This is a genomic window from Butyrivibrio sp. NATIVEDY162 (assembly GCF_045999815.1).
GTDB lineage: Bacteria > Bacillota > Clostridia > Lachnospirales > Lachnospiraceae > Butyrivibrio.
This window is the reverse complement of the sequence record NZ_CP172573.1, coordinates 899,795-917,879: the sequence shown is the minus strand read 5'-3', so window position 1 is coordinate 917,879 and position 18,085 is coordinate 899,795. Positions and strand designations below refer to the sequence as shown.

The following is an 18,085-nucleotide window of genomic DNA, read 5'->3' as shown; positions in this document are numbered from 1 at the left end:
GATTTTTGTTTTTATTTTGTCTGGCCTAAGGGCGACAGGGAAGGAGCTAAAGTGGAAAAAAGTAATAATATGGGGCTTGCTCAGGCGAAAGCAAAGAGCACGGCCAAAGCAGCAACAGTGTTCCTGCTTCCGGCGCTCTTATTGATAGCTGTTTTTATAGTGTATCCCGTTATTGACACCTTTGTAATAAGCGGATACAAATGGAATGGTATATCTGCTGACAGAGTGTTTGTAGGACTTGATAACTGGAAAAACCTTATAAAGGATGAAATGTTCTGGAAATCCTTCAAACATAATCTGATCGTCATGGTGTTTTCAATTTTGATCCAGATTCCCATCGGTATGCTTCTTGCTACATTTTTAGATGCTGGCGGAAAGAAATTCAACTTTTTCAAAATTATATGGTTCTTACCTTATCTTATGAGTTCAGTTGCAATCGCATTTTTGTTTGTGTATGCACTTGCAACTAACGGCGGAATAATTTCTTCGCTTGCAACCATAATAAATGGTAAGAGAACTACTATAGATCTTTTGGGAACTGCTCCAAATGCACTCTATACTGTTATTGGTGTTATGGCATGGCAGTTTACTCCTTTTTATATGGTTTACTTTATTGCCGGCTATGGCAATATCGATACTACAATTTATGAAGCAGCTGTAATAGACGGTGCGACAAGAGGTCAGTACATTCGTCTGATTGCCATACCTCTCCTTGGACCTATTTTCAAAACAGCATGCACAATGTCACTTATAGGATCGCTGAAATACTTTGACATGATCTGGAATATGACTCAGGGTGGACCTTCAGGATCCACAGAGCTCATGGCAACCTATATGTACAAGTTGTCCTTCCAGCAATTTAACATGGGCTATGGCTCCTGTGTTGCAGCGGGTATGTTTGTTTTGATAACTGCAATAGCATTGCTCTTTAACAAAGTATTTAAGGTTAAGGAGGATTATTAAGATGAAGAACAATAATATAAGTGGGGGCACAATGGCAGCTGATATAAACAGTATGGAAAAAACAAATGATGCCGATTACCGCATGTCCAAGATTAAATCAAGGATAGCGTGGACAATAGCAATTATTTTTGCACTTATACAACTGGGTTTAACACTGACTCCGTTTTTGTTTATGATAATGAATTCATTCCGTAAGCAGTTTGATATGCTGCAGCAGGGTGTTTTCCATCTTCCGGATCCGTGGTATTTCAATAACTACGTGGAAGTAGTTACTCATGGATTTTTTGGATATTTCTTCCGAAGCGTTATTGTAGTTGCAATATCACTGGTACTCATGCTTGTGATTTCCGCATTTGCAGCTTACCCGCTTGCAAGAATGAGATTTAAGCTCAACACATTTATTTATGCTATGATCGTGGCTATGATGTCAGTTCCTATGCACGTAACACTTATTCCCATCTTTAAACTGACAACAGCAGTTGGATTCTACGATTCACTTAAGTCTCTGATCGGACCTTACGTAGCATTTGCGCTTCCTATGTCAGTTTTCATTCTTACTGCATTTATGAAAACCATTCCGAAGGAAATTGAGGAATCAGCAGAAATTGATGGCTGCAACCGCTATCAGAATTTCTTCAAGATGATACTTCCTCTTTCAAAGTCGGGATTATCAACACTTTCAATTTACAATGGCGTAGCAATGTGGAATGAGTTCGCTTTTGCTAACACACTCCTTATCAGTCCTCAGAATAAAACTTTGCCTCTGGCACTTGGTCAGTTTAAGGGTGAGCACTCACTTGATATACCGATTATCATGTCGGTTCTGACATTGTCAGTTCTTCCGATGATAACGCTGTTCATCATTTTCCAGGACAAGCTGGTTAAGGGTATGATGGCAGGTGCTGTCAAGGGCTGATTATTCTTGTTTAAATGGAATTATTTGATGTAAAGGCCAAAAGAACCTTTGGAGCTATCATCATATTATTAAGTTACATGTTGGGATTATTAGTGAAAACCGGAAAAGTAGCTTAAATTATTATTGCCGGGTGGGTGAATATCCCATCCGGTATTTTTGGCAGATTATATGGGATAGTACTGTGAAGTTATTAAAAAAGAAAGGGTTGTTAAAGAAGAAAAGACTATAAAGAAGAAAAGGCTATAAAGAAGAAAAGGCTATAAAGAAGAAAAGGCTATAAAGAAGAAAAGGCTATAAAGAAGAAAAGGCTATAAAGAAGAAAAGGCTATAAAGAAGAAAAGACTATAAAGAAGAAAAGACTATAAAGAAGAAAAGACTATAAAGAAGAAAAGACTATAAAGAAGAAAAGGTCTATAAAAAGAAAGAAATATGCAGAAGAAAGGGTGGTGAAAAAAGGTATGAAAAAGGGCAAGGACTACAGAATGAATTTTGATGAAAAGGCCAAAGAAATCGTGGGGAAGCTCTCACTTGAAGAGAAGGTCAGTCTCATGGCAGGTAACATCGATGCTACCTCCATGAAAGAAAGCGAGATCATGGAGCTTGTTCTGGGAACGGAAGAAGGTGCTCACTACAATGTGAAGCCCTATGAAGCAGGTGGACTACCGGAATATAATGTCCCTCCCATGAAGTTTGTTGACGGACCAAGGGGCGTTGTCTGCGGAAACAATCAGGCTACATGTTTTCCTGTTTCAATGGCAAGAGGTGCAACCTTTAATCCTGAACTTGAGGAAGAAATTGGTCATGCCATAGGACAGGAGGTAAGAGCATTTGGAGGTAATCTTTTTGCCGGTGTGTGCATAAATCTTCCTTACAATCCGGGATGGGGACGTAGCCAGGAGACATACGGTGAAGAGACATATCAGATTGGCAGAATGGGAGCAGCACTTGTAAAGGGCGTGCAGAGCGAGGATGTAATGGCTTGTGTAAAGCACTTCGCTTTTAATGACATGGAAAATGCCAGATTTAAGGTCAGTGTAACCTGCGATCAGAGGACAGAGCAGGAGGTTTACCTTCCCCATTTTAAAGACTGCGTGGATGCGGGATGCGCAAGTATCATGAGCTCTTATAACCGCTACAACGGCGTTCAGTGTGGACACCATAAATATCTGCTTAGCCAGGTACTGAAAAAAGAGTGGGATTTTGATGGCTTTGTAATGTCGGACTTTTGCTGGGGCGTGCTTGACACTGTTGAAGCAGCTAACGGCGGTCAGGACATGGAGATGCTCTGGACTCAGTATTTTGGAAACAGGCTGGTTCAGGCAGTTAAGGACGGATTTGTTCCTGAGAGCAGAATAGATGATGCGGCTACAAGAATAGTTCGGACAATTATCGCTTTTGACAACGACCACAAAGAATACGATATGTCAGTTGTGGGAAGTAAGGAACACATTGAACTTGCAAAGAGGGCAGCTGAGGAAGCCATAACTCTTGTTAAAAATAAGAATGTTCTCCCTCTTGATAAGAATATCAAAAAGATTGCAGTTATCGGAAAACTTGCTGATGCACAGGTTATAGGAGACCAGGGATCAAGCTGGGTAAGACCTCCTTATGTTAAGACACCGCTTCAGGGCATTAAGGAAGCTGTTCCCTCAGCAGAGGTTCTCTACTCTGATGGCAGTGATTTAGCTGAAGTGAAGAAACTAGCTGCGGAAGCTGATGCTGTAATCTATGTTGTTGGATACAACCATGATGACGAGGGGGAGTTTATTTCATCTGATACAACAGACAACTATACAGGAGCTATCGGTGGAGACAGAAAGAAAGGACTCGGCCTCCACGATGATGATGTAAAGCTTTTGCAGGAGACAGGCGCTGTTAACGAGAAGTCAGTTGTTGTTTTGATCGGCGGCAACATGATCATGATGACTGATTGGATTGATAAAGTGAACTCTGTTCTTATGGCATATTATCCCGGAATGGAGGGCGGAAGCGCACTTGCTGAAATTATTTTTGGTGACGTCAATCCTTCCGGCAAGCTTCCTTTTGTAGTTCCTGTATCAGAAGATGATCTTCCGCATGTAGACTGGGAAGCTACGGATCAGTATTACGAGTACTATCATGGATACACGAGACTTGACAAGAATGGCGTAAAGCCGCTCTTTCCTTATGGATTCGGGCTTAGCTACACTACGTTTTCCTTTGAAGCTCCAACTGCGAAGGTTGAGGGCGATGAACTTGTAACTACTGTCAAGGTCACAAATACCGGATCAAGGGATGGTGCCGAAGTAGTTCAGCTCTATGTGGGCTTTGAGAATTCTGCTGTTGATCGTCCTGTAAGACAGCTCAGAGGCTTTGAGAAGGTATTCTTAAAGGCTGGAGAATCTAAGGTGGTTACAGTTAAGACTCCTCTTGAGAAACTTAAGTGGTACAACCCTGTTTACAGACAGTGGCAGCTTGAGAATATGGAGTATTCCGTATATCTTGGCCCCAGCGAGGCACTTGAGGATCTTGTAGAGACTAAGGTGACAATTTAAATTTTATTTTATTAAAAGTAAGAGCGAGGCGGACAGGGAATTTGTTCGCCTGGCTTGTTTTTTCAGCTAATTTGTTCTGCTACTGTTAACGGTTTTCTGGATGGTAGCAGAATCATCCTGCTAATTTGTTCTGCTACCATTGCCAGCTTTCAGAATAGTAGCAGAATCATCCGGCTGATTTGTTCTGCTACTATTAGCGGTTTTCAGGATGGTAGCAGAATCATCCTACTCATTTGTTCTGCTACCATTACCGGTTTTCAGGATGGTAGCAGAATCATCCTGCTAATTTGTTCTGCTACTATTACAGGTTTTCAGGATGGTAGCAGAATCATCCGGCTGATTTGTTCTGCTACTATTACCGGTTTTCAGGATGGTAGCAGAATCATCCTGCTAATTTGTTCTGCTACTATTACAGGTTTTCAGGATGGTAGCAGAATCATCCGGCTGATTTGTTCTGCTACTATTAGCGGTTTTCAGGATGGTAGCAGAATCATCCTGCTGATTTGTTCTGCTACTATTATCGGTTTTTTGAATGGTAGCAGAATCTTTCAGCTGATTTGTTCTGCTACTATTAGCGGTTTTCAGGATGGTAGCAGAATCATCCTGCTGATTTGTTCTGCTACTATTATCGGTTTTTTGAATGGTAGCAGAATCTTTCAGCTGATTTGTTCTGCTACTATTATAGGTTTTCTGAATGGTAGCAGAATCATCCTGCTGATTTGTTCTGCTACTGTTAGCGGTTTTCAGGATGGTAGCAGAATCTTCCTGTTGATTTGTTCTGCTACTATTATCGGTTTTTTGAATGGTAGCAGAATCATCCTGCTAATTTGTTCTGCTACCATTACCAGCTTTCAGAATAGTAGCAGATCCCTTTAGCTATAGGTGTACACGGGGATTTAGTTTTTTCTGTTGAAAGTGAAGTGTATACAAGAAAAATAAGTACCCTGGGAATTAGAGAATTTGCTCCATACCGACTTTGTAAGGAGTCATGCCAAGGGACTCATAGAATCGCATAGCACCTTCGTTACAATTCCAAACATTCAAGGTGACGTTATAATAGCCATTTTCCTTAGCCCAACTAATTACATAGTCATATATGGTTTTGCCAACATGCTGACCGCGCACATTTTCATCAACACAGATATCGTCGATATAAAGTGTTTTGATATCAGTAAGAAGATTGCTTCCTACGTGCTGCTGATGCACACAAAATGCATAACCTTTCATGATATCTGAATCGTCTACTGCAGCGAAAATTGGACGCGAAGAATCTTTTAAAATCTCCAGTAGTTCATCTTTATTGTATTTGGTTGCTTTCTTGAATAAGTCCGGACGACCTATATGGTGGACCAAATTCACTTGTCTCAAAAGCTCAAGCATCTGAGGAATGTCTTTTTCATTAGCACGTCTTATCATCATATTTCGAAACCTCCCACTAAATAGCTATAGAACTATATCATCTCTTTATTGCTATCTTTTTATTGCTATCTTTTTATCGCTATCTCTTTAACGATATATAATTTGAAATTATAATGTATCGGCATTGTTTTTTCTACTGTGGAAAAATTTGTTATATCAGGTAAAATGTTGATAGAACCAAAAACGAATTATCTATTAAGAAAAATAAATAACCAAAATATATATCAAAAACAAATAACAAAGACAAATAATAAAAACAAAAAATAAAAACAGATAATAAAAATATAATAGCAAAAACTAAAAACAAATAACCAAAACAAATAGCAAAAGCAATTAACAAAAATAAAAACAAAAACCAAAAAACAAAAGCAAAAACAAAACCAAAAACAAAAGCAAATACCAAAAACAAAACCAAAAACAAAAAACAAAAGCGAATAACAAAAACCAAAAACAAAAAAAACAAATAACAAGAGGTTGCAGCCAAAAAAGAGCAGCTAATGAAATGGATTATTATGAATAAAGTTAATTATGCAAAAGAACTTGAAAAGAAAATAGAAGAGTTTCAGAAAGAAAATAGGTATCCACGGCTTTTGCTTCATGCCTGCTGTGCACCGTGTTCATCCTATTGTCTTGAGTATCTTAGGCAGTATTTTGATATTACAGTCTTTTTTTATAACCCCAATATTATGAATGAACCCGAATATGTTAAGCGCGTTGAAGAGGAAAAAAGGCTTATCGCAGAATATAACAGGCAGGTGGAAGATGGCAATTTTGAAGGCATGAATTCAGATGCCTCTGCAAGAAAAATAGAAATTATTGAGGGTGACCATAATGTAGGTGATTTCCTTTCAGCGGTCAAGGGACTTGAACAATGCCCTGAAGGTGGGGACAGATGTACAAAATGTTTTGAACTAAGACTGGAGGAAACAGCTAAGCTTACTAAAGAGAAGAATTTTGAATATTTCACCACTACGCTCACGATTTCACCTCTTAAGAATGCCGACAGGCTTAATCATATTGGACAGGAGATGGCAAAAAAATATGGGGGCAGCTTTTTACCTTCGGATTTTAAAAAGAAAAACGGATATAAGCGCTCCATAGAACTGTCCCATAAATTTGACCTCTACAGGCAGGACTTTTGTGGATGCGAGTTTTCAAGGTTGCAAAGGGAGAGAGAAAAGGCAGAAAAAGTAAAAACGAACTAAAAGCAACAGGTGAAGTTACTAAGGGTGGTAACATTAGAAAAATAAAAAGACAAAGAAGGATCTGAATATGAGAATCGTCAATCTTGTTGAAAATACAGAAGGCACATCAGGATGCGCCGCTGAGCATGGGCTAAGTTTTTATATTGAAACCGAAAAACACAGGCTTCTCATGGATACAGGTGCATCTGATCTTTTTATAGAAAATGCAGGTAAGTTGGGTGTGGACTTAAAGCAGGTGGATACTGTTGTGCTGAGCCACGGTCATTATGACCATGCAGGCGGAATCATTCCGTTTTCAAGAATTAATGACAAAGCCAAGATATATGTTCATCAACAAGCTTTTGCTGAATGTTATTCAACTACAAGAGGTGGTGAACCAAGATATATAGGAGTTGATCCAGAGATAAAAAAGCTTCCACAGCTGATCATGGGAGGCTGTGAAGGTACTAAATCTCAGGGAGAAAAGCTTCCACAGCTGATCATGGGAGGTTTTGAAGGTACTAAATCTCAGGGAGAAAAGCTTCCTCAGCCAATCACGGAAGGCTTTGTAGACACCAAATCTAAGAAAAAAGAGATTCCTTCGCTGATTACAGGAAGCTTTAAAATAGATGAAGAGCTTGAGCTTTTTTCGGATATAGGATATACAAAGCCGTCTCCTTTAACAAATAAAACGCTGTACGTTATGAAAAATGGCAAGCTGGTAAATGATGATTTTACGCATGAACAGTGCCTTGTAATAAGTCAGAATGGCAAAAGATATGTTTTTTCGGGATGCGCGCACCACGGTGTTCTCAACATTCTGGAGAGGTACAAACAAATATATGAGGACGTGCCGGATGTGATTTTTACCGGCTTTCATACACTAAGAAAGCATGGATATTCCGAAGAAGATGTTGATTACATCAAAAAGACTGCAACGGAGCTAAAAAAAATCAGGACGAAGGTTTATACGATGCATTGCACAGGAGAAGAGCCTTACGAAATGATGAGAGAAATCATGGGCGAGCAGATAGAGTATGTTCATAGCGGCGATGAGATTGCGCTGAAATAGCTATTCAGCTACTTTTAAGCTGCGTATCTGAACATAACTATAAGGACACTTAGCATGAATAAAAACAGTGGAAATAAAAATGATGGATTAAAAAACGATGGATATCAAAATAATGGACATAAAAATGGCAGAATAGACATAACGGTTATAGGCGCGGCTGTTGAAGATATTCTTGCGGGGCCGGTTGATCCATCTGTTTTTGAGATAGGCTCGATGCCTATGGATTTTATAAAGACTTCATTTGGTGGAGATGCTTTGAATGAAGCAGTAATTCTTTCGAGGCTTGGTGCTAAAACAGAGCTGATTACCAAACTTGGAAAAGATGACGTAGGAGTAAGAACGGCAGATTTTTTAAAAGAGAACAATGTGAAAATAGAGCATGCGGTATGCACGGCTGAATATCCATCATCTGTTAACATCGTTCTAATAGATGAAAATGGAGAGCGGTACTTTCTTACCAATCCTTCAAGCTGTCTGCGGAAGCTTTCTGAAGAAGATATTCTGCCCTATGTAAATAAGATGGCTGATATTGTTAGCTTTGCCAGCATATTTGTGTCACCGATGCTTGATATACCTACTTTGGAGAGGTTGTTCGATGCTATCACTAAGCACAAAAAAATACTGCTTACGGATATGACTAAGCCCAAAAAAGGCGAGAAACTTGAGAATCTTTTGGGATGTCTTCCCTATATAGATTTTTTTCTTACGAACGAGGACGAGGCAGCGATGCTGACGGATTGCAGTGATGCTTATGAAAATGCAAGGCGTATCGTTAATGCGGGAGCCGGATGTGCAGTGATTAAGTGTGGAAAAAACGGTTGCATTATAAGAAACGGTGAAGAAACTATTGAAATACCTGCTTATCAAGGGTGTAGAGCTGTGGACACTACAGGAGCAGGAGATAGCTTTGCTGCAGGTTTTTTATATGGACTATCAAGAGGTTTTTCGATAAAAGATTGCGGAAGATTTGCATGTGCAGTTGCTTCCTGCGTTGTTGAGAAGGTAGGAGGCTCAGAGTCACTGGATTCCATCGATGAACCTATGAGAAGATTTGAAAATTTTGACATTTGTGTTAGAATTCATCAGTAAGGTCCGAAATCCTGATTTTGAAATAAAAAAGCTTTTTAAATATTTGATACCCATGAATTTAACATATAAGGGTACCAAAAAGGAAATTCTTATTTGCTATTATTTTTTTAGATTAAGAAGAATTAAAAGCGCATAAATAATGTAATTGTAAAAAGAACTTACAAAAAAAGTATTATACATAGGAAGGAAGATTGTTTTGGAAAAAATCTTAGAGTTAATTTCAAAAGAAGTATCCGCTGCATTTGAGGCAGCTGGCTATGATGCAGAGCTTGGAAAGGTTACTTTGTCAAACAGACCTGACCTTTGTGAGTATCAGTGTAACGGTGCTATGGCCGGAGCAAAGAAGTATGGCAAAGCACCTTTTATGATTGCTGATGCAGTTGCAGAGAAGCTTCAGGAAAGTGAAATCTTTTCATCTGTAGAATCTGTTAAACCCGGATTTTTGAACCTCAAGGTCAGCGAGGATTTTGTGAGAGGTTATATTGTAAAAATGCTCCATGAGCATCACTTTGGAGTAAAGATGCCTCTTCATGCACCTAATTTCATGATAGATTACGGCGGACCAAACGTTGCCAAGCCGCTTCACGTAGGACATCTTCGTTCAGCTGTAATCGGAGAGAGCTTAAAGAGAATCCTTAAGTATGCAGGCTACAAGGTGACCGGAGATATTCACCTTGGTGACTGGGGACTTCAGATGGGTCTCATCATTACTGAGCTTAAAAATCGCAAGCCCGATCTTCCTTATTTTGATAAGGACCACAAGGGACAGTATCCCAAGGAAGCTCCGTTTACAATAAGTGAACTTGAGGAGATTTATCCCGCTGCAAGTGCTAAGTCAAAGGAGGACGAGGCATTTAAGGCAGAGGCTATGGAAGCAACCAAGCTTCTTCAGGATGGTGATAAGGGATACCGCGCACTTTGGCATCATATTCTTGATGTATCTGTAAATGATCTTAAGAAAAACTACAAGAATCTCAACGTCAACTTCGACCTCTGGAGAGGTGAGTCCGATGTACATGATGTGATTCCCGGAATGGTTGAGTATATGAAGCAGCACGGATATGCACATGAGAGCCAGGGAGCTCTTGTTGTTGATGTTGCTGAGGAGACTGATACAAAAGAGATTCCGCCTTGCATGATCCTTAAGTCAGACGGAGCTTCTCTCTACAATACAACTGACCTTGCCACAATTCAGCAGAGAATGGAAGAGTTTAAGCCTGAGGGTCTTATCTATGTTGTTGATAAGAGACAGGAGCTTTACTTTACACAGGTATTCCGCTGTGCGAGAAAGACTAAGCTGGTTCTGCCCGAAACAGAGCTTCACTTCGTAGGCTTTGGTACTATGAATGGTAAGGATGGCAAGCCCTTCAAGACAAGAGAGGGTGGCGTTATGCGTCTTGAAAAGCTCATCGCAGAGATTGATGAGCAGATGTATAGCCGTATAAAGGAAGGCAACCAGGATATTGATGATGCTGAGGCAAAGGACACAGCCCACAAGGTAGCGCTTGCAGCTATCAAGTATGGCGATCTTTCAAATCAGCCCTCAAAGGATTACATCTTTGATATAGATAAATTCACATCCTTCGAGGGAGATACAGGCCCGTACATCCTTTACACAATGGTAAGAATTAAATCAATTCTTTCAAAGTATGAGAAGGAAGGCGGTAATGTTAAGGAAGCACTCCTTAGAAATGCAGAGTCAGCTGATGAGAAGAACCTGATGCTTCTTCTTACAAGATTCTCTGATGCAGTAGAGAGCGCAGCAAGAGACCTTATGCCCAACAGAATATGCGCATATATCTATGAGCTCTCAAATGCACTCAACAGCTTCTATCATTCAACCAAGATCCTCACAGAGGCGGATGAGGAGAAGAAGAGCGGATACATTGCACTTCTTAATGTGACACTTAAAGTGCTTGAGACAGGAATTGATTTGCTTGGTTTTACAGCTCCTGACAGGATGTAATTATTTCTGATCCGCGGCTATGCCGCGGATTATTTTTACGCTCTGGCACAAGAATTATTTTAAGCGCTCTGACATAAGATTTTTTTGCAGAGCATTTTGGGGAAAAAGAAAAAGGTTTGGGAAAGTATGCTGACTAGGGGTAAACAAAAGGAAAAAGGATTTTTGCAGGTTGCACTTATCCTTTTGACATCTTTCATTGTCTTTTTTTATTCGTTTGAAGATTTATGGGAATACAAAATCCATGCGTTATATCTTGTTACGGGATTTATAGGTGTTTTCATTGTTGCAGGCTGCATGATATATGGCAGGAAATATAGGAATTATGATACTTGCCTGTGGTTTTTATTCTTCTTTTTCGGATTGATTTCAACATTATATAATCAGGGCATTTCTTTAGAATATGTTTTATCGCATTTTGTTTGTGTCTGGAGTGCTTTTCTGGCGATGTATTATTCGGTTCAGGCAGCTGATGATCCCCACAAACTGATAACTATCATGTGTGGAGTATCGTCCATACCCCTAAGTGCACTATGTATTTGTGCGCTGATAAAGGCAAGCAGGGATCTTTTGCTTGAATATCCTGTACATGATAAAACATATGGATGCTTTCAGCTTGGGCGATTATGCGCGTCAGGCAATGCTAACGCTTTGGGAATTGCTGCGGCTACTCTGGTGATAGTTGCGGGTACTTGCCTGCTATATGATAAAGGAATACTAAGGATAGTTTTCGGACTTCTTGTTGCATTAGGCTGGTTTTGTATCGGACTTACAGGCTGCCGAACAGTTATGGTAGGAATAGCATTCACAGCAGGAATCTTTGTGCTTTTAGTTTTATGCAGAGACAGACGATTTCTTAAAACTGATAAAAAGGCACTTAGACTGACTGTGGCTTTAACAGGGGCAGTTCTTTTATTTTTTGTAGTGTTAAAATCATTTCTTATTCCGATGAATATCTATAGGTTTTCGATGAGGACCTATGGTAATTTAACAGATCAGGAGTTTCTTTTAAGTAATTTGGAAAAGCTTGTGGTGCGACGGATTTCTGATGATGATGGAACCTTTTCAGACAGAGCCGTTATCTGGAAAAGTTGTATGGAGCAATCAATCAAAAGTGCAGGGCGGTTCCTCCTTGGGATTTCACCTTTAAGTAAGGAAGTTATTAAAGATGTATATGCCGGACGGCATGACATAGATACATCACATGCACACAATATTTATATCGAGATTTTAAGAAAGCACGGAATACTTGGACTTTTGACCATTATCATGCTCATATCTTCATGGGTGAAAAACGGAATAAAGATACTGCTGGGAAGAAATGAAAGGGCTTATATACAGTTTTTGATTGCTGCCTCCTATGGAATTCTGCTGATGGGTATGACAGAACCTGTACCGTTTTCATATATTTCATGTTGCTATGCATCGGTGCCGTTTTTTATTACCTGCGGGTACGTATATGCTGTGGGGAATTGAATAGATAGAAGCAATACTAATTGGAGGAACCGTTCATGAAAAGAAAAGGACTTTGGATTTTTTATGGAACAGCGGCGCTGCTCTTAATTATTTTTACAGGAACTGAGTTTATAAAAACGCTGGCGCAGAAAAACAGCGCAGGTCATATACAGGGAGACAATGTTGAAGAGTTAAAAGCGCAGGATGCCGAAAATTACAAAGAGTTTGTAGATACAATTGAAGGCACTGCTACCAACATGCTATTTCCTGAGTACTGGCTTACTGAAAAAACGGATGAGGTGCTTTTTTCACAGGATGAGATTGAATATTTTAACAATAATAATCCATCATTTGTAAGTTACTACGCTGAGTCCAAGGGTAGGAATTATAAGCTTTTTATGGACAACCTTGATGAAACTATAGACGGCGAAGCAGTGGTGAAGCTGATAGATCCTGAGCTAATAAAAGAATATAATGACGAAAATTCTCCCACATATATAGACGGAATGCTCCCCGGAGATGACTACTGGGATAATCTGGAGAAGAATCTGAATATTGACGGAGTTGAGGATACAGTTGTTCCTGAATATGCCATCTGCGTAGACAGAACAATGGCCAGGGTTATGCCCAGTGATGAATTCGCTGCAAAAGACCCTGATGAAATATATTTTGATGATTTTATCAGTGCTGAAGTTATGCCATGCGATGGAGTTGCTATAATTCATGAGAGCAGAGATGGCGAATGGTGTTATGTGATAAGCGGGTCTTTTTGCGGATGGGTGAGAAAAGAAAAACTGGCAGTATGCAAAAATCGTGAAGAATGGATTGCAGCCTGCAAGCCTGATGAGTTTTTGCTGGTAACAGGAAGTGAAATAGTTCTGGAATCCACACCCACAAAGACATTATCCTCCGGACTGATTTTACCTATGGGGACGCGGCTTCGGCTAAGTGCGGATTATGATGAACAGAAAAGTCATCGTGAGAGCTATGGTTGCTATCGTGTGGATATTCCGTGCAGAGATGCGGATGGGAAGCTGTATTTTGAGCAATCGCTTATACCAGTTTCAAAGGATGTCCATGTTGGCTTTTTGAATATGACTTCTGAATCTGTAATAAGACAGGCTTTCAAGTTTTTGGGAAAAATCTATGGATATGGCGGTTCACTTTGTTCTAATGACTGTTCGGGTTTTGTGAGGCAGGTTTACAGCTGTTATGGATTTGACCTTCCGCGTAATGCCAGGGCTATAGCTGAAAGAGCGGATATAGGCAGCATTGATTGCGAAAAGATGACAATGGATAAAAGAAAGACTATCTTTTCTCAGATGAATCCCGGGCTTTTGGCATATATGGACGGACATCTGATGATGTACCTGGGAATGAAAGATGATATGCCGTATGTCATAAGCTCCTGCGCAACATGCATTGAACCGGGAGAAGACAGTGCTGATCTGACTGAAGCTTATTGTGTCTTTGTTTCGGGCTTGGATCTTAAGAGGAAAAGTGGCAAAACCTGGCTTGAGGATTTGAAATTCATATTGTCTCCGGATTATAGAGGATAAAAATTGAATTTTGGTCATTTATTTAGCGGAAACGATTTAGGGGGGTGCGTTCATGTGAACGGTGTTGAAACCTTGCGCTCATGGAAATGCAAAACCGTCAAGTACGGAATATGAAATATATAATTCATATTTCGTGAGCTTGGCGGTTTTATTTTGTTATATACTAATTGGGCATGAAAAATAATGACTGATAGTCAGAACTTTCAGAACAAAAATAAGGAATAATCGTTCGGAAATCTGTCTATAAATATATGTTCAATATTTGGGAGAAAAAAATGAAAAAGTGTAACGGATTTTTAAAGCTGCTGTCAATGTCCCTTGCCATGGTTGTCTCAGTATCCACAGTGCCAACCTTACATGGTGCTGTGACTGTTAAGGCAGAAGAATCATCCAAAACAATCACCGGACTTGGAACGGGTACAATCGGTAATCCCACACAAGGCGGTGGAAACTGGGATTATGTATATTATGGTAAATATGATGATATTAATGTGAAATACCGCGTGCTTAGTACAGAATGCATGGATTTCAGTGATAAAGGAAGTCTAAGTAAAAAAACAGTTTTACTTGATTGTGATAACGTGCTTTACAATCTAAGACCCGGGAATCCTGCAAAACTCCTGGAGGATCTAAATGACCAGGGATTTCTTGATGCAGATGTTTTTACAGACGCTGAGAAGGATGCCATAGCATTCAGCAGAAAAGAGAAAAAATCCAATACTGATGGAACAGGTGTTGATGGGGATTTCGCACAGCTTAAGGAAATGAAGATATTTGTGCTTGATCCCAAGGAAGCGACCAATGAGAGCTATGGATATGAAAATGATAGATGGGCTAGTTATAATCGTATAAAGAAAAATATCAAAAATGACAAAATAGAGAGCTGGTGGCTTCGCCTTGGAAAAGATGATACCAAATTATTTGATAAACAGCTGTATAGAATAACGGATTTCGGTTCAATTGACGATAGGTTTGCAAGTGAATCAGACGGCATAAGCCCTGCCTTTAATGTGGAACGTTCATCCATACTGTTTTCATCACTTATCCCGGGAGCTTCTGATGAATATAAGCTCACTATCATGGATGATAAGATGGTGATGCCTCAGGATGTAAAATGCAGTACGGATGGTGAAAAGGCAAGAATATCCTTCAAGTATCCCTATGCGACAGTGGATGACAACATATCTTTTTCAGTGTTGCTTCTTAAGGACAGATATGAAAAAGGAAAGACTGTAGATGATCCTTCTGATTTTGCATATATTCCCCTTGACGTGCAAAGCGAGGGACAATCAGGGTCAGGGAAAAACAAATACCATATTATGAACGGGACGTTTGAACTTCCTTCGCAGAGCTCCGGACTTAAATACGCTTATCTTATTTATGAGAAAAGGGGTGGCTCAAAGGATACAGACTATGCATGTGTTCCGAAGTATTTTGAGCTTGATTCCAAAAATCATGTACACGCCTGGGAGATAGATTATCTTGGAGCAGGTGATGATAATGCCACTGTAAAATGCAAAGACTGCTCAGCAAAGTACAAGATTTCAATCACAGCTGCCAGCAGAAAATACGGAGAAGACATCTCTGCGAAAATAAATAAGCCTGACGATCTTCCTGAAGAGGTTCATGTGAGCGATGTCATCTATAGAGACGCTTCCGGCCAGGATATAGACAAATCAGACGTCAAAGAAGTAGGAGACTACACTGCAGTTGCCATAATCAATGTAGTTGACGAGAACGGAGATGATCAGGAAGTAGAAATAGCAAATAATTTCAAAATCCTTCCTATCGTACTGCTTCCTTCCATGGTAAAACTGAGTGAGGACAGATATGTGTACGACGGAACACCGAAGACTCCTGAAGTAACAGTGAAGGTCAATGGTAAGGAACTTAGCAAGGATGAATACACGGTTGAGTATAAAGACAATATAGATCCCGGTCTTGCTACTGTTAAGGTATATTCCGATAATCCGCACTATTCCGATGAGGTTATAAAAGAATTTCGTATTGTTGATCAGTCTGTCATTGATAAGGAAGAGGACGCTAAATCTAAAATAGATGATATACACAAAGATAAAGATGATAAAAAATCAGACGAGAAGGAAGATGATATAGAGTCCAAAATAAAGGACAGAATTGATGATGTTAAAAAAGAAGGTAATAGCACATCTGGATCCGCCAAAAAAACCGAGAGTCAGGTGATTAAAGTGAATGCTGCTTCCGGCCATGCGGCGGGTGATGTGGTAAACGGCATGGGAGATACCTATATCGTTTCTTCTGCTGCAGATACAGATCTGCAAGTTATGTTCGTTAAGCCCAGATCATCAACGGCAAGCACAGTAAGAATACCTTCATCCGTAGTCATTGATGGAAACGAATATAGAGTTACAGAGATTGCCGAGGGAGTATTTAACGGCAATAAAAAGCTTAAGAAAGTGATCATAGGAGACAATGTTGAGAAAATAGGAGAGAACGCTTTTTATAAATGTAAGAAGCTCAAGACCATAAGAATCGAATCAACATATCTCAAAAAGAAAAATGTTGGCAAAAATGCCTTTAAGAAAATCAGTAAAAAGGCAGTGGTTAAGGTTCCGAAGGGAAAGAAGAAATCCTATAAAAAGATACTTAAATCCGCAGGCTTTACAGTAAAAGCCAAGAATATAGTAGAAGTGGATGAATAAACAAAATTATTCAATAAAAGAATCAATAAAATAATACAATAATACAATAATTAAATAATTGAATAATTTAATAATTAAATAATACAATAATTAAATAATAGAATAATTTAATAATACAATAATAGAATAATAAAAAGGCAGTAGGCTTGAAATTGAAATGCCTCCAAATATCCTGGAGGCATTTACTTTCAAGGTGCTACTGCCTTTTGAATTACATTGTCACATACTCAGCCATGAGCTTGTACGTATTCTTAATGCCATCAATATGAGTTCTCTCGTAGCCGTGGCTTGCTCTTGTGCCGGGGCCTATAGCAGCGTGCCTTATGTCAAAGCCTGCTACAAGTGCAGGATCAGCGTCAGTGCCGTAGTGAGGAGTGAAGATATCGGGAACATAGTCTGCGCCTGATTTTCTACCTGCTTCTTCGAGTTCTCTTATCATATCCAAATTATAAGGGAAACGGCTGTCCTTGCAGAATACGGAAACCTTGCGCTCTGAGCTTGTCTGTTCAGGCCCAATGCAGGCGATGTCTACTGCGAGGTAATCCTTAACATCAGAAGGAACATTAGCTCCGCCGTGACCAATCTCCTCATAAAAAGAGATATAGATATAGACCTTGCGGGAGAGCTTGACGCTGCCATCTTTTACTGCGTGCAAAAGCTCCATGAGAACTGCTACAAGAGCCTTGTCATCTACGAAGTGAGACTTTATATAACCGTTTGAAAAAGTGTATCTGGGCTCGATTGCTACATAGTCACCAATTTCTATTCCGAGCTTTCTTACATCATCTGCACTTTTTACGTCCTCATCGAGAACGACAAATGAATTCTTGTCAAAATCCGCAACCTCTTCGTTTAACTCGTTTTCAGTTACATGAACGGAAGCGTTTTTGCGCTGAACGCAGCCTGTGATTACTTTTCCGGAGCGGGTATGAACACGCACATTTTCGCGCTCAGAGTGATATGCATAGAGGCCGCCTACCTTGCAAACCTTGATTGTGCCGTCATCATTTATATGGCGGACCATCATTCCAATGGTATCTCCGTGAGCTGTTATAAGAAGAGGATTACCTTCGCCGCCGATATCAGCGATGATGCCACCTTTGTGAAGAGTGGATGTCTTGAAACCCAGCGCCTCGATTTCCTTTACAAGATAATCCTGAAGCTCATGATACTGACCAGTAACTGAATCAATAGCCAGCTCCTTTTCAAGTTCTTCAAGATAGCGCTTTTCATTTAGTTCGAAACTCATT

General features: G+C 39.8%; 13 protein-coding genes. 11 read left to right on the top strand and 2 right to left on the bottom strand.

The window, feature by feature from the left end; translation table 11 throughout:
- The first annotated feature begins 51 nt into the window (after window positions 1-51).
- The 4 genes from ACHCNF_RS03740 (at window position 52) to ACHCNF_RS03725 (ending at window position 5,289) form a co-directional block, all read left to right on the top strand.
- On the top strand, window positions 52-963 hold the full coding sequence (locus ACHCNF_RS03740; RefSeq protein WP_408071460.1) for a carbohydrate ABC transporter permease: 912 nt from the start codon (window positions 52-54) through the stop codon (window positions 961-963).
- Window position 964: 1 nt separating this feature from the next.
- Window positions 965-1,879 carry a carbohydrate ABC transporter permease gene (locus ACHCNF_RS03735; protein WP_408071459.1) on the top strand — a complete coding sequence of 305 codons (915 nt, stop codon included), beginning with the start codon at window positions 965-967 and terminating at the stop codon, window positions 1,877-1,879.
- Window positions 1,880-2,337: 458 nt separating this feature from the next.
- The gene (locus ACHCNF_RS03730) at window positions 2,338-4,413 is read left to right on the top strand and encodes a beta-glucosidase family protein (protein ID WP_408071458.1); all 2,076 of its coding nucleotides are present in this window, start codon (window positions 2,338-2,340) and stop codon (window positions 4,411-4,413) included.
- A 54-nt stretch (window positions 4,414-4,467) separates the two neighbouring features.
- Window positions 4,468-5,289, top strand: a complete 822-nt coding sequence (locus ACHCNF_RS03725; RefSeq protein ID WP_408071457.1) for a hypothetical protein — start codon at window positions 4,468-4,470, stop codon at window positions 5,287-5,289.
- A gap of 75 nt (window positions 5,290-5,364) precedes the next feature.
- Here ACHCNF_RS03725 and ACHCNF_RS03720 read toward each other — a convergent pair whose 3' ends face one another.
- Complete coding sequence (locus ACHCNF_RS03720; protein ID WP_408071456.1) at window positions 5,365-5,832, bottom strand: GNAT family N-acetyltransferase; 468 nt, start codon at window positions 5,830-5,832, stop codon at window positions 5,365-5,367.
- Between the two features lie 497 nt (window positions 5,833-6,329).
- On the opposite strand from ACHCNF_RS03720, the gene ACHCNF_RS03715 reads away from it, so the two are divergent.
- The 7 genes from ACHCNF_RS03715 to ACHCNF_RS03685 all read left to right on the top strand — a co-directional run bounded on the left by ACHCNF_RS03715 (window position 6,330) and on the right by ACHCNF_RS03685 (window position 16,835).
- Window positions 6,330-7,037 carry an epoxyqueuosine reductase QueH gene (locus ACHCNF_RS03715; protein ID WP_408071455.1) on the top strand — a complete coding sequence of 236 codons (708 nt, stop codon included), beginning with the start codon at window positions 6,330-6,332 and terminating at the stop codon, window positions 7,035-7,037.
- Window positions 7,038-7,104: 67 nt separating this feature from the next.
- Window positions 7,105-8,088 (top strand): MBL fold metallo-hydrolase, encoded by a 984-nt coding sequence (locus tag ACHCNF_RS03710; protein WP_408071454.1) that lies wholly within the window; start codon window positions 7,105-7,107, stop codon window positions 8,086-8,088.
- A gap of 54 nt (window positions 8,089-8,142) precedes the next feature.
- Window positions 8,143-9,177, top strand: coding sequence for a carbohydrate kinase family protein (locus ACHCNF_RS03705; RefSeq protein WP_408071453.1), 1,035 nt, complete (start codon window positions 8,143-8,145; stop codon window positions 9,175-9,177).
- 196 nt (window positions 9,178-9,373) lie between these two features.
- A complete protein-coding gene (gene argS / locus ACHCNF_RS03700; RefSeq protein ID WP_408071452.1) occupies window positions 9,374-11,143 on the top strand; it encodes an arginine--tRNA ligase in 1,770 nt (589 codons plus the stop codon).
- 96 nt (window positions 11,144-11,239) lie between these two features.
- On the top strand, window positions 11,240-12,616 hold the full coding sequence (locus ACHCNF_RS03695; RefSeq protein ID WP_408071451.1) for an O-antigen ligase family protein: 1,377 nt from the start codon (window positions 11,240-11,242) through the stop codon (window positions 12,614-12,616).
- 35 nt (window positions 12,617-12,651) lie between these two features.
- Window positions 12,652-14,154: an NlpC/P60 family protein gene (locus ACHCNF_RS03690; protein ID WP_408071450.1), complete on the top strand. Its 1,503-nt coding sequence runs from the start codon at window positions 12,652-12,654 to the stop codon at window positions 14,152-14,154.
- Between the two features lie 275 nt (window positions 14,155-14,429).
- Window positions 14,430-16,835 carry a leucine-rich repeat protein gene (locus tag ACHCNF_RS03685; RefSeq protein ID WP_408071449.1) on the top strand — a complete coding sequence of 802 codons (2,406 nt, stop codon included), beginning with the start codon at window positions 14,430-14,432 and terminating at the stop codon, window positions 16,833-16,835.
- Window positions 16,836-17,046: 211 nt separating this feature from the next.
- Here the strand turns inward: ACHCNF_RS03685 and ACHCNF_RS03680 are convergent, their stop codons facing one another.
- Window positions 17,047-18,084, bottom strand: a complete 1,038-nt coding sequence (locus ACHCNF_RS03680; RefSeq protein WP_408071448.1) for a M42 family metallopeptidase — start codon at window positions 18,082-18,084, stop codon at window positions 17,047-17,049.
- Window position 18,085 lies beyond the last annotated feature (1 nt).